Below are 12,650 nucleotides of genomic sequence, written 5' to 3'. Positions count from 1 at the left end.
CTCCCTGAAACTTAGCCTGAAACTTATAAATTGAAACTATGACTCAACCTCCTTCTATCCCAACAACTTCTGAAGAAACCGCCTCCGAAATCCCGCCAACCTCTGCTGGTGCTCCACCTGCGCCGAGTTATGTCAAGCTGGCGATGCGGAATATGGTGCGGAAGCGGGCGACTTCTCTGTTTCATTTTGCGTTGACTGCTGCTGGGCTTTTGGGCGTACTGGTGGCTTTGGCTTGTGTCGATCGATATTTCAATTCTTAAATCCGGTTTTCAGTAGTGTGTTGCTAATTTCCCGACGCCAAAACTCGGTTGATTTGGGTGATTGCCTGATTGTAGCTGGAGGGCGATCGCCAGAAACCGGGTTTTTTAATTTCTATTTTGATTTTTGACGATTGGGGAGTTAAGCTAATTGCAGTTTCGGAATCTTGCAATCTTCGACAAATTATTGTATCGTTCCTGCTAAAAGCCAAAAGTTTCTGAACTCGATCGCACAATCTGAGATTTTACTAAAAATTACTGATAAAAATGCTTGACAGGAAACGCCAAAAATGATTATAGAGGTGAATGTGGAAGACTGTTATGGGCTAGCCCAACAGTCTGCTGATAATTCCCAGGAACCTCAGAGTGCAGCTAGCGGGGAGATTGCCGCCGAAACTTGGGAAACTTGGTTTGGTGTTTGGCTGGAAAATCAGCATGAGGATGTGCCTGCTGCCCCTGGCTATGAAGTGAGTCTGCGTCTGACAGGGGATGAGGAAATGCAATCGCTGAATTCTCAGTACCGCCACCAGGATCGATCGACTGATGTACTAGCTTTTGCGGCTTTAGAAGTAGACTGTCCTGGGTCAGATGAAATGTCATCTGAACCTCTATACTTGGGTGATATCGTAATTTCCATCGATACTGCCAACCGACAGGCCCAGCAACAAGGACATCCGCTGAAGACTGAACTAGCTTGGCTTGCAGCCCACGGCTTTCTACATCTTTTGGGATGGGATCACCCTGATGAAGAAAGTTTAATCCAAATGCTCGATCGACAGGAAACTTTGCTACAAGCAATCGATATTGTGATCCAGACACCATTATAGGAATTTGAAATTGGATAGACTAGGCTGGTGATGAGTTGACCAATCAGAGAAACTCAAGCATAACTTTCGGAAATTACATCAATTTTAGAGTAAAGACCTAGGAAAGTTATGGAGACTGTTATCAAGTCAATCTTTCATCTTTCAAACGTACTCGTCTTTATCATATAAAGTTGGTTGTTTATGACACTAGAGCAACAGTCAAAAGTATCAAATATTGCACAGCTTCTAACCATGCCTCCAGACTCTTCCAATCAGACAGTCAATGGGTCAAAAAAAGCATTAAAATACAATCGAGAACTGTCCTGGAAAATAGCATCTAGCTTAGCGATTAGTTTTAGATATGCTTGGGCTGGCTTGAGTTACGCTTTTGAAACTCAGCGTAATTTTCGCATCCACACGGTAATTGGCACTCTGGCGATCGGACTTGGGGTATTCTTACACCTGAAGCCTGTGGAAATATCCGTGATCGGCATTACGATTGGTATAGTCTTGGCAATGGAATTGTTGAATACGGCGATCGAATCCCTGGTAGACTTGACTGTAGGACAATCTTACCACGAACTGGCGAAAATTGCCAAGGACTGCGCTGCTGGGGCGGTACTGGTATCGGCAATGGCGGCGGCGATCGTCGCGGTGGCACTTTTGCTACCTCCTTTTTGGACAGTGATTCAATTAGCCATCGCCAATTAGACCTCAAATTAAAGTTAAGCCGTGATTATAGTCATCGATAACTACGACAGTTTTACATACAACTTGGTACAGTATCTAGGAGAACTAGGTGCTGAATTGCCAGTAGCAAAAGAGGTACAAGTCTACCGCAACGACCAAATTTCTCTAGCAGAAATTCGCAGATTGCAACCGGCAGCAGTTGTGATTTCTCCAGGCCCAGGGCGGCCGGAAGATGCGGGAATTTCTCTAGAATTAATCAAAGAATTGGGGCCGACTATGCCAATTTTGGGCGTGTGTCTGGGACACCAAAGTATCGGTCAAGTATTCGGTGGGAAAATAGTTTCTGCACCGATATTAATGCACGGCAAAACTTCTCAGGTGGAACATCGGGGATTGGGGGTGTTTCGCGGGGTGGAATCGCCACTGACTGCAACTCGTTATCACAGTTTGGTTATAGAAAAACAGAGTTGTCCAGAGGTTTTGGAAATTACAGCTTGGGTAGAAGATGGAACTATTATGGGTGTCCGACATCGGGAATATCCGCATATTGAAGGGGTACAGTTTCACCCGGAAAGCATTTTAACAACTTCGGGAAAACAATTATTACGCAATTTCTTGGAACGACTTTAGTTTAATTAGACATCTCCCAAAAAGATATTCAAGAACAGGTGCATCTCATTTTGGCAAATATATAGCAGTCCTTGCAGGAGTCGTAAAGTTTTTTACCCCACCCCAACCCGGACCTTATGAAGGTCCGGGAGTAAGAAATTCACAAATGATTTAGGATTGCTATATTCCTAGGGGCTATAGCATGACCACAGTAAATCTCTGGCGATTGCTAATAAATTGTCTGACGGAATGCTTCGCCCTTACCAAATTGAGATGCACCCTTCAAGAACAGGCAGGCGGTGTCCTGCCCTTCGACTCCGCTCAGGAACCGCGAAGTCGAAGGGATGCCTGTGCTACAACAATTATGGGAAATGTCTATTTTGAATTTTGAGTGATGTTGGGTTCCCCCGAAACAAATTGAGCGATAAAATCCTAATTTGTGGTATAACCACAAATGACCAACACCCGATCGCAGCACCAAAAGATGAAACGGCGACAATTAATGCGTTACGCACAGACAAGTTTGCTGGCAGCTTTAGCAACTGGTTTGCCATCTGGATGGGAAAGCTATTTGGCTCAAACTGCTGATTCTTTGTCGGTTCAGTGGTTGGGCCACACTTGCTTTTTGTTTACAGGAGGCGGTGCAAGGGTGCTGGTGAATCCTTTTCGTCCCCTGGGCTGTACGGCGGGCTATAGATCTCCTAAAGTCCCTACAGATTTGATTCTGATTAGCAGTCGGTTGCTCGATGAAGGGGCGATAGACGGATTTTCTGGCAATCCGGGCCTTTTGTACGAACCGGGGTCTTATCAGTCAAATGGGCTGCGACTGCAAGGCATTCGCATGGAAAAAGACCGCGAGGGAGGACGGCGATTTGGGGTGAATGTGGCTTGGCTGTGGGAGCAAGCTGGTGTTAAAATTCTACATCTCGGTGGAGTTGCAGCTCCGATCGGCATTGAAGAACAAATCTTGATCGGGCGTCCAGATGTAGTGCTGATTCCCGTCGGTGGTGGCCCGAAAGCCTATACTCCTGCCGAAGCAAAGCAAACTTTGCAACTTCTCAAACCAAAGATGGTGATTCCCACACACTTCAAAACCCAAGCTGCTGATGCTGCTGCGTGCGATTTGGCCACACTAGATGAATTCTTGGCGCTGATGGATGGCACGCCGGTCAGTCGATTGAATAATGATACCATTTCCATTCGATCGAATTCTTTGCCACCGAGCGGTTCGGTGATTGAGGTTTTGAGTTACAAATTTAGCGCTTGAGCCGCTTTTTTGCGAATGTTGCGTTATATTAAGGAAGTTTTGGTGCGATCGACAATCTAAGTAGATTCTACCTCTAGTTCAGCCTTTCCAACCATTGCCTATTGTGCACAACAGGCTAACAAAAGAATTCAAGTCCATTGTTTTATTGTCATAAGGAAATGCAAGCGCAATGAAAAATCAAAATTTACCTAACTTGATGAAAAAACTGACAGGTTTTGCAGGAGTAATCGGCGCTAGCGCCCTCATTGGTTTCCCAGCTTGGGCGCACATCAACGCCAAAACTAATGTTGCTAGTGCAACTTCAACTCAACAAGTGGCTGGAAACGTCAAAACCGCTGCTTCCCCAGCGCCAGGGGCTTCACCATCAACAATGGCTGCTAAGGATATTGTCGCCATTGCATCAGGCGACGCTCAATTCAAAACATTAACCAAGGCTTTAACAGCCGCAGGATTAGTTTCAACTTTACAAGGAAAAGGCCCGTTCACTGTGTTCGCACCGACAGATGCGGCCTTCGCTGCTTTACCAAAAGGCACTTTGGATGATTTGCTCAAACCCGCGAACAAAGCTAAACTGACCAAGATTTTGACTTATCACGTTGTTCCTGGTGCTGTTTTATCTACTGGCCTGAAATCCGGTAATGTTACCAGTGTTGAAAAAACCCCCCTGAAGGTAGTAGTTAGTGGCGGCAAGGTGACAGTAGAGGGTGCTAATGTTGTGAAAGCTGATATCAAAGCTAGCAACGGCGTGATTCACGTAATTGATAAGGTTTTGATCCCGGCTGATGCCAAATAGAAGGAGGAGTGAATTCCTGACTACAAACCACCTCAACGGGTGCGTAATCAGGAGTTAATTTATTTGATGAAAAAACTCAAACAGGATTTTTAAATTTTGAGTTTTTTCACGTATTGTAGATCTTGCCATGCTTGGATCAGATTGCCTTGTAAGAGTGTGGCGACACCATTCAATACTCTAATTTCCGGTAGATTTGGGTTGAGAACGATGGCGGGTTTTAAGGCAGTTTCCGCAGCTTTGGGATGCCAACCATAAAGGTTGACAAAAGCTAGATAAGCATAGGCGTAGGGGTTTTTTGAGTCGATTTGAGTGACTTTTTCTAAAGCTGCGATCGCACCATTGACATTCTGTTGTAATGCCCTAGACAATGCCAACCCATAGGCCAATTCTAGATTATTGGGTTGTTGTTGCAATCGATATTCAAAGGCTTGTTCCGCTTGTATGGTATAATCTTGAGTTGGATCGTACTGATTGATGCGTCCAATCTGCTCAAACACTGGTTCTAAACCGGGCAATCCTTTCGGTAAATTAGCAGCCATTGTCCTCAATTGAGTCACCAAATCCAACTCAACCTTTTCGAGATTATCCTCATTCCCAGGCTTCTGGTTCTTCGGCTTCTGGTTTTGCTTCTGGTTCGCCGGCTCTGGCTCAATCCTAACAGTAACTGTCCCCACATTCATCGGATAAGTTTCTCCGGTGTTCCGATTCAGATAAGTAGCTTCGAGATTGTAACTTCCTGGTGCAATATTAGCAGGAGGAAGCATGGCAGTGCGATCGACAACTCGAAATCCCACAGCAAATTTATCAGCCTCCAGCATCCCCGGATGCAAAGTCCCTTGGGCGATCGCGCGATCGTGTAAAATCTCAGAAGTTTGTCCCGGCTGTTGGATTTCGCTACCTCCGCGATTTTTCCATGTTACCAAGACTAAACCCGACTGCAACTGCCGCCAAGGCCCAGACCAAATATATGTTACTGGAATCGGAACACCGGGAACTGCTCTGGCTGGAACAGTAACTTGCTCTAATTGTACTTGCGATCGCGCTTCATTCAAAGGCTGGATTTCCACAGCCCGCCATCGCTTCCGATAAAGATTCAAATTAGTAAAATCAGGCAAAAACCAAGTTTTGTGCAACTGAAATTTATCGCCTTTTTCGATAGTAGCCACCGCTGCATTTTGAGCAGTCTTAATCCGTTCGCGAATCGAACCTTGGTCTCCCGTTTTAGTGACAAACCAAGAAAGCGATCGTACATCTTGCGGCACTTCTTTTAAACTTGTCCCCACCTGTCGCCCATAAATCTGAAAATTAGCCAAAGCACCATAATAATTCAAATTATGCTGATTAATTTCCGGTGTGGAAGGTAAGACACCTAAAGTCGATTGTAAATAAGGTTCCGTCTGAATAATTTCTGCAATTACCTCCCGGTGCGGCCACTCTTTGCCAAAGTAAGGATAACTCGAATTTCCCGGACTCACCATTTCGACTAAATTATGTCCTAGAGCACCTCCCAGCGGCCACATATGAAACAACATCGCCACTATTGCTAAGCCCATTGTACCCCAGCGAATTTGCCTTCCCCATCTTTGGGGCCACATAGTCAAAAAGTATGCTAAGAAAATTGATAAAACTGGTAAATAGGGCACAACATAGCGACCGTCTTTATTAATATTGACCGAATTAATGAGATAAGCTCCTACCCAAAAAATAGCCAGCCACCGACAGGAATCAAGCTGAAAAATTGACCCCAGATGCCCTCGATGTCGCCAATAATAAAGTAGCAATCCGACTAAGGGAATGAGTAACAGCGGCCAAGAAACCTGTTCGGGTAAGTGTTGACCGTAGTAAATCCAAGCATTGATTGTATTGAGCGGTGGGTCTCCTTCGGCGATCGCCGAATCGAAAGTTGCCCGTTTTCCCCCGGTCAAAATTAACAGCCAATTGGTTTTTGCCCAAGGTCCAAATACTGCCAGTGATAGTAATAAAGCACCGACTAATTGAGCTAATCTTCCCCAAGCTTTTTGTCGGAAAGTAGCGACAGCTAACCAGACAATGGGGGTAAATAGAAATAATACGGTGGTGTGTTTGGCGAGGATGGATAAACCGAGAGAAATGCCAAAGGTGATCGCCCAAAAGTAAGACGATAGAGAAAGAGACCAAACTTGTCCCTGTTTGGGAGAATTCATCCGCCTATTTCCATCAACATCCCTGTCATAGGTGACTTCTTCCCTCAAGGTACTCTGAGCTAAGTCGAAGGACTCTCTGGCTTCTGAAGCCTTCCACATTGTCAGACAAAAGAAAGTCAAAGTAATCGCCGCAGTGACAGGATAGTCGAGTAAAAATTGCAAGCGGAACCGATAGAGCCCCGGTAAAACTACACAAATTGCAGCGGCCCACAAACCGACTTGCCGATTAAATAATTGGACGCTCAGACAGTAAACTGAAACCAGGAGAATGGCACTAAATAATAAAAAAACTAAGGTTGCTTCATCGGGCCGAGTCCCAAATATACGCAAAAACGGCACTGTGGCAATAAAAATTAAGGGTGGAATTTTGGTGGAAAGTAGCCAGAAGTTGGTCCACCATTCTCCCGATAACCATTGGGGATGTTGGAGTACCTGCAAGTAATTCAGGGTGCTGGTGAGGTATTCTGCTTGATCCCAGGCGGGGACAGAGCGATCGAAGGTGAACCAGAGGCGATCGCTAATCGCCCCCACCAGCCAAATTATGCCGAGGACTAGCAGACTGTAGTCTTCATTGCCCCGATGTTGCCGTGCCATTGCGATTTTGGGTATTAAGTTGCAGCTTTTAGCTTACAGGCGGGGGGTTCCCGCGCGATCGAAATTTTTTTTTAGCAAACTACTTGCTAATTCCCGATCTCTCTGTTACGATAGTTAAGCGTAAAAAAACAAGCCGGGATAGCTCAGTTGGTAGAGCAGTGGACTGAAAATCCACGTGTCACGAGTTCAAGTCTCGTTCCTGGCATCTTACTTATTTGCTATATCAGTTGGTAGTTTGAAGTTAACAATCCTACCAGAGTTCCAATTTTCCGATAGACCTTGGTTGGGCGTGCCTTTATAATTACCCAGGGCTGGCTGAACAATCCATCGCTTTCCTAACAACAAGAGCGATCGATATATTCAAACTTGGTTAAATATAATATCAAATCCGGTAGCATCTGAATTATTCAGATCTACTCTCTCCCTCTGTGTCCTCTGTGTTCTCTGCGGTTAAATCACCTGATATCAAATCCGGTAACATCGGAATTATTCATCTCTCTTATCTCCCTCTGTGTTCTCTGCGTTCTAGTAAGGTTAAATCATTCCGATGCAGCCGGAAACGATATGACGATCTAACCGGAAACGATATAACTCAAAAAAAAGAGGGGATTCCCCTCTTTTTTTATAACAGTGACTGGGATTTATTCTACAGTCGCCGGAGGTGTTTCTACCTCTAATGTGGCTTCCGGTGTTACTTCCGTTACTGCTGCGGGTATTTCTTCCGGCAAATCTTCTTCCATTGCTGATGGGATGTCTTCGAGTATTTCATCGGAGAGTTCATCAGAATCGATCGCATCTACAGGAATTTCCATGCTAGCTTTAGCTTGTTTTTGAGCTAGCATTTTTTCACGGAACTTGGCTGCCATTTCTTCAGCTTTTTCGTACACCAATTCACGATTTTTGACCATCGCTCCTGGTTCCGGTTCCAATTGTTTGGTGGAGAGAGAAATCCGACCTCTCTCAGCATCCAAGTCAATAATCATCACTTTCACTTCGTCGTTGACATTAAACACGCTATGAGGCGTATCGATGTGATCGTGCGAAATTTCGGAGATGTGCAACAAGCCGCTGACTCCGCCGATGTCGATAAAAGCACCGTAGGGTTTGATACCACGCACAGTACCGATGACCACTTCTCCAACTTCGAGGCGGTTCATCTTGCGTTCCACTAAGGCGCGACGGTGGCTTAAGACTAAGCGGTTGCGGTCTTCGTCTACCTCTAAGAATTTTAATGGCAATTCTTCAGCAACTAATTCTTCTTTTGGTTTGCGGGTGCTGATGTGAGAACCGGGAATGAAGCCTCGCAACCCTTCTATTCTCACCAGTGCACCACCACGGTTAGTGGCAAAAACTTGCGATCGCACTGTGGCATCTTCTGCTTGCAGTTGTCGAACTCTTTCCCAGGCCCGCATATACTCAATGCGTCGGATAGACAGGGTTAATTGCCCGTCTTCATTTTCATCGGTGAGGATGAAAAATTCTCTGGTTTCGTTTGATTGCAATACCTCTTCTGGGCTTTCCACTCGATTGATCGACATTTCCTGAATCGGAATGTACGCTGCGGTTTTAGCACCGATATCAATCAGAGCGCCCCTCGGTTCTATACTAAAAACTGTACCCGCTACTACATCGCCGGGGCTAAAGTGATAGTCATATTTATCAAGTAGGGCAGCAAAATCCTCGTGAGTAAAGCCGATATCTTTGACAGTGGTTTTGAGATTGACCATGCGAATAATTTCCTAGGATTTCTCTCCTTCATGTTTTTCGTTTGTGCAGGCAGATATTAGAGATTTTGGTAAAAAAGGAGTTAACTTTTTGCAAAATCTTTTACGAAAGTCAGTTTTTGCCAACTTTTGCCCGGTGCAACCGCACACAGGCGTTTGCCATTGCTCTTAATTTCAACTCTGTGTTAAAACGCTTAATTTTAACATTCAGAGTCCAGTAGACAATTATAACTTACCCACATACTGCTTTCAAATTAATTTAGACCAAGACACGGCTGTGCCCAAGGAGTGTCAACTTAAGCCTGAAAGCCTGCCAAGTCCGCCCGTCATCCCGCCCTGGAGACAGGGGTTGAAACCCCTGTCTAATAGCTAAAGTCCTCTCAAAGAGGACTAATGAGTTGAAAATTCTTCTCTTGAGTCCTCTTGGAGAGGACTTGCGCTTTGAGGCTCTTGTTTCAACCCCTGCCGGACTATTGGTTGTACCTTAAGTTGACAGCCCGCCAAGTCCGCCCGTCATCCCGCCCTGGAGACAGGGGTTGAAACCCCTGTCTAATAGCTAAAGTCCTCTCAAAGAGGACTAATGAGTTGAAAATTCTTCTCTTGAGTCCTCTTGAGAGGACTTGCGCTTTGAGACAGGGAATTCATTCCCTGTCGGACTCGCGGGCCCACTAAAGGACTTGGCGGACTGGCAGCTTAAGTTGACACTAATGGGCATTGCCGTGTCCTCAGATAATTTTAGGGTAGGGACACGGCACTGCCGTCTCCTAATTTCGGCTACTAATAATTCCGATGCTACCGGAATTGATATCATCCACTTCCGACAAATCTGGGTCATTTTCGGGGGGAGTTTCTGGACACAAAGCTTCGATGAGGGGACTCTGAAGGTGATTTAGGGTATCTACAAAATCTCGGATGCCTCGAAATTGCCGATATACAGAGGCGAAACGGACATAAGCGACTTCGCTCAGCGGCCGCAGATGTAACAATACTAATTCTCCAATGTCCGAACTGGTGACTTCCCGGAGCGATCGAGCTTGGAGTTGGGCTTCAATTTCTTCTGCCAGAGTTTCTAGTTGCCCGGAAGACAAACCGGTTTTTTCACAGGCCCGAACCAGTCCCCGGACTAATTTTGAGCGATCGAAAGATTCGCGTTTACCATCCCGTTTAATTACTGTAATCGGCACAAATTCGATGCGTTCGTAAGTTGTGAACCGATGCTGGCAATTGAGACACTCGCGCCGCCGCCGAATACTTTGACCCGATTCGGCTGAGCGCGATTCCAGAACGCGACTATTGGTGTGTTGACAGGAGGAACAGCGCATGATTGCTGAGTTTTACAGGCGTTGCCAGAAAATTGCAATTCATCTGACCCTGTACGGATCAGATGAATTGCTGGACTAGAAATATCGATCGGCTTATTTGCCAATCCGAGGGGGTTCCCGGAAGGCGATCGCAAAAAATAGTACACCTAATGCCAAAGCCAGAATCAAAATGTAAGCAACGCTTTCCATGTTTAAAGTTTCCTTCTCTTCCCTTGCAGTTTTATTTTATCTTAATTATCGCTTTCTCAGTTCACGGATATTTCTGAAAACTGAATATCTTGGGCGATTTTCAATGACAGGCAAGATGCCTGTTCCACAAAAATTAATTTTTCTTGTGGGGTGGGCATCCTGCCCGCCCAACCAAGGAATATGTAACAGGTGCAAGATATCAAAAAACCCGGTTTCTTCAAGAAACCAGGTTTTGCAGCACCGGGAACAATTCCCGATGCCCAATAGTTAGAGAAACCTAGATAGATTCTTCTGCTATACAAATACTAGACTTGTCTAGACATTTGCTTCTCGCTTCATCGGGAGCATGGGAGCGGTTATCCCTCGGCGAGCTTTCACGCTTTAGCCAAACGTGATAAATTAATCGCTGCATTCAAATCTTTGTCTATCGAATGACCGCAACTTCCACAGTTGTAAGCTCTTTCTTTCAGCGCTTTTTTGCAAATCGCGCAGGGTTTGAATATGGCACACCAGTAGCTTGTCTACAAGTGTACCATTCTGTCTACTTAATTTCTAGCTAAGGACTTTCTCTTCTGGTGGTGACGTCGCCCAACTTTTGGAACAAGCCCCATTCGACTTGTTCTTCCATGTCAGCTTCAACTCCAGCAAACACGTCGCGGAAGATTGTCCGAGAACCGTGCCAAATGTGGCCGAAGAAGAACAGCAAAGCAAAGCAAGCGTGTCCAAAAGTGAACCAACCACGAGTAGAAGTACGGAAAACCCCGTCAGACTTCAAAGTTTCGCGATCGAATTCAAATACCTCACCCTTTTGGGCGGCGCGAGCAAACTTCTTAACATCCAAAGGACTGCTAAAGGTTTGACCGTTATATTCGCCACCGTAGAAAGTGACAGTAACTCCACTTTGTTCAAAGCTGTATTTAGATTCAGCACGACGGAAGGGAATGTCAGCGCGAACGATGCCATCTTTGTCGGTCAAAATCACAGGGAAAGTTTCAAAGAAATTCGGGAGACGGCGAACCGACAATACCCGACCTTCGCTGTCAGTAAATACTGGATGGCCCAGCCAAGATTTAGCAATACCGTCGCCATTAACCATCGCGCCGGCGCGGAACAAACCACCTTTAGCAGGAGAGTTGCCCACGTAGTCGTAGAAAGCCAATTTTTCCGGAATTTTCTCGTAAGCTTCTTGGAAACTAGCGCCACCGGCTAAACTAGCTTGGGCTCGGCGATCGATTTCTTGTTGGAAGTAGCCGCCATCCCACTGATAGCGAGTCGGGCCAAAAAGTTCGATCGGAGTAGCAGCCGAACCGTACCACATAGTACCAGCCACCACAAAAGCTGCAAAGAACACAGCAGCGATACTGCTAGAAAGCACAGTTTCGATATTCCCCATCCGCAGAGCTTTGTAAAGCCGTTCCGGTGGGCGCACGGTCAAGTGGAACAAACCAGCAATTACGCCGACTACACCCGCTGCAATGTGGTGAGCCACGATGCCACCTGGATTGAACGGATCGAAGCCTTCAGGGCCCCAGGCAGGAGCCACTGGTTGGACGTGACCGGTCAAACCGTAGGGGTCAGAAACCCACATTCCAGGTCCGAAGAGTCCAGACAGGTGAAAAGCACCAAAGCCGAAACAAAGTAAGCCAGAGAGGAACAAGTGAATGCCAAACATTTTTGGCAAATCGAGGGCGGGTTCGCCAGTGCGGGGGTCTCTGAACAGTTCCAAGTCCCAAAATACCCAGTGCCAGACTGCTGCTAAAAACAGCAAGCCAGAGAGGACGATGTGGGCAGCGGCGACGCCTTCAAAGGACCAGTAGCCCGGATCGACGTTACCTTCGCCGGTAATGCTCCAACCACCCCAAGAACCTGTGACTCCTAAACGAGTCATAAAGGGTAGCACGAACATCCCTTGACGCCACATGGGGTTGAGAACTGGGTCTGTGGGATCGAAAACTGCTAATTCGTAAAGGGCCATTGAGCCGGCCCAGCCTGCCACGAGGGCAGTGTGCATTAAGTGTACAGAAATCAATCGGCCTGGGTCATTTAAGACGACTGTGTGTACGCGATACCAGGGTAATCCCATTGACTGCGTTGCTCCAAGGTGTAAGTGATGATGTCTATTTTGAATCAAAAATCAGATTTTAATTCCTGAGCAGTTACCTGCGGGTTTTAAATCCTGGTTTTTGCCTTCTGCTTTCTGCCTTCGAGGATGGAGG

At 46.1% G+C, this 12,650-nt stretch carries 12 protein-coding genes and 1 tRNA gene; 7 read left to right on the top strand and 6 right to left on the bottom strand.

Going from position 1 to position 12,650, the window contains the following annotated elements; all coding sequences use genetic code 11:
* Positions 1 to 38 precede the first annotated feature (38 nt).
* The 6 genes from AAFP11_RS00215 to AAFP11_RS00190 all read left to right on the top strand — a co-directional run bounded on the left by AAFP11_RS00215 (position 39) and on the right by AAFP11_RS00190 (position 4,422).
* Positions 39 to 260, top strand: a complete 222-nt coding sequence (locus tag AAFP11_RS00215; protein ID WP_341735188.1) for a DUF3285 domain-containing protein — start codon at positions 39 to 41, stop codon at positions 258 to 260.
* Positions 261 to 547: 287 nt separating this feature from the next.
* Positions 548 to 1,084, top strand: coding sequence for an rRNA maturation RNase YbeY (gene ybeY, locus AAFP11_RS00210; RefSeq protein WP_341735187.1), 537 nt, complete (start codon positions 548 to 550; stop codon positions 1,082 to 1,084).
* Between the two features lie 231 nt (positions 1,085 to 1,315).
* Entirely contained in the window at positions 1,316 to 1,774 is a 459-nt protein-coding gene (locus tag AAFP11_RS00205) for a diacylglycerol kinase family protein (protein ID WP_341735389.1), read from the top strand.
* A gap of 21 nt (positions 1,775 to 1,795) precedes the next feature.
* Positions 1,796 to 2,383 carry an aminodeoxychorismate/anthranilate synthase component II gene (locus AAFP11_RS00200; RefSeq protein ID WP_340518307.1) on the top strand — a complete coding sequence of 196 codons (588 nt, stop codon included), beginning with the start codon at positions 1,796 to 1,798 and terminating at the stop codon, positions 2,381 to 2,383.
* Between the two features lie 463 nt (positions 2,384 to 2,846).
* Positions 2,847 to 3,629 carry an MBL fold metallo-hydrolase gene (locus AAFP11_RS00195; RefSeq protein ID WP_341735388.1) on the top strand — a complete coding sequence of 261 codons (783 nt, stop codon included), beginning with the start codon at positions 2,847 to 2,849 and terminating at the stop codon, positions 3,627 to 3,629.
* A 169-nt stretch (positions 3,630 to 3,798) separates the two neighbouring features.
* Positions 3,799 to 4,422, top strand: coding sequence for a fasciclin domain-containing protein (locus tag AAFP11_RS00190; protein WP_341735186.1), 624 nt, complete (start codon positions 3,799 to 3,801; stop codon positions 4,420 to 4,422).
* 89 nt (positions 4,423 to 4,511) lie between these two features.
* Here the strand turns inward: AAFP11_RS00190 and AAFP11_RS00185 are convergent, their stop codons facing one another.
* Positions 4,512 to 7,199: a glycosyltransferase family 39 protein gene (locus AAFP11_RS00185; RefSeq protein ID WP_341735185.1), complete on the bottom strand. Its 2,688-nt coding sequence runs from the start codon at positions 7,197 to 7,199 to the stop codon at positions 4,512 to 4,514.
* A gap of 132 nt (positions 7,200 to 7,331) precedes the next feature.
* Between AAFP11_RS00185 and AAFP11_RS00180 the strand changes: the two genes are divergently transcribed.
* Positions 7,332 to 7,404 (top strand) — tRNA-Phe (locus AAFP11_RS00180).
* A 436-nt stretch (positions 7,405 to 7,840) separates the two neighbouring features.
* Here the strand turns inward: AAFP11_RS00180 and AAFP11_RS00175 are convergent.
* The 5 genes from AAFP11_RS00175 to psbB form a co-directional block, all read right to left on the bottom strand.
* Positions 7,841 to 8,926: a 30S ribosomal protein S1 gene (locus tag AAFP11_RS00175; protein ID WP_341735184.1), complete on the bottom strand. Its 1,086-nt coding sequence runs from the start codon at positions 8,924 to 8,926 to the stop codon at positions 7,841 to 7,843.
* 761 nt (positions 8,927 to 9,687) lie between these two features.
* Positions 9,688 to 10,245: a transcriptional regulator NrdR gene (nrdR, locus tag AAFP11_RS00170; protein WP_341735183.1), complete on the bottom strand. Its 558-nt coding sequence runs from the start codon at positions 10,243 to 10,245 to the stop codon at positions 9,688 to 9,690.
* Between the two features lie 93 nt (positions 10,246 to 10,338).
* Complete coding sequence (locus AAFP11_RS00165; RefSeq protein WP_083622085.1) at positions 10,339 to 10,434, bottom strand: photosystem II reaction center protein T; 96 nt, start codon at positions 10,432 to 10,434, stop codon at positions 10,339 to 10,341.
* A 374-nt stretch (positions 10,435 to 10,808) separates the two neighbouring features.
* Positions 10,809 to 10,919 (bottom strand): zinc ribbon domain-containing protein, encoded by a 111-nt coding sequence (locus tag AAFP11_RS00160; RefSeq protein ID WP_341735387.1) that lies wholly within the window; start codon positions 10,917 to 10,919, stop codon positions 10,809 to 10,811.
* A 71-nt stretch (positions 10,920 to 10,990) separates the two neighbouring features.
* Positions 10,991 to 12,517 (bottom strand): photosystem II chlorophyll-binding protein CP47, encoded by a 1,527-nt coding sequence (gene psbB, locus AAFP11_RS00155; RefSeq protein WP_341735182.1) that lies wholly within the window; start codon positions 12,515 to 12,517, stop codon positions 10,991 to 10,993.
* Between the last annotated feature and the right edge of the window lie 133 nt (positions 12,518 to 12,650).

Source organism: Microcoleus sp. CAWBG640, assembly GCF_020883015.1.
Lineage (GTDB): Bacteria > Cyanobacteriota > Cyanobacteriia > Cyanobacteriales > Microcoleaceae > Microcoleus > Microcoleus anatoxicus.
The sequence above is the reverse complement of the archived record's forward strand: the minus strand, read 5'-3'. Positions and strand labels throughout refer to the sequence as shown.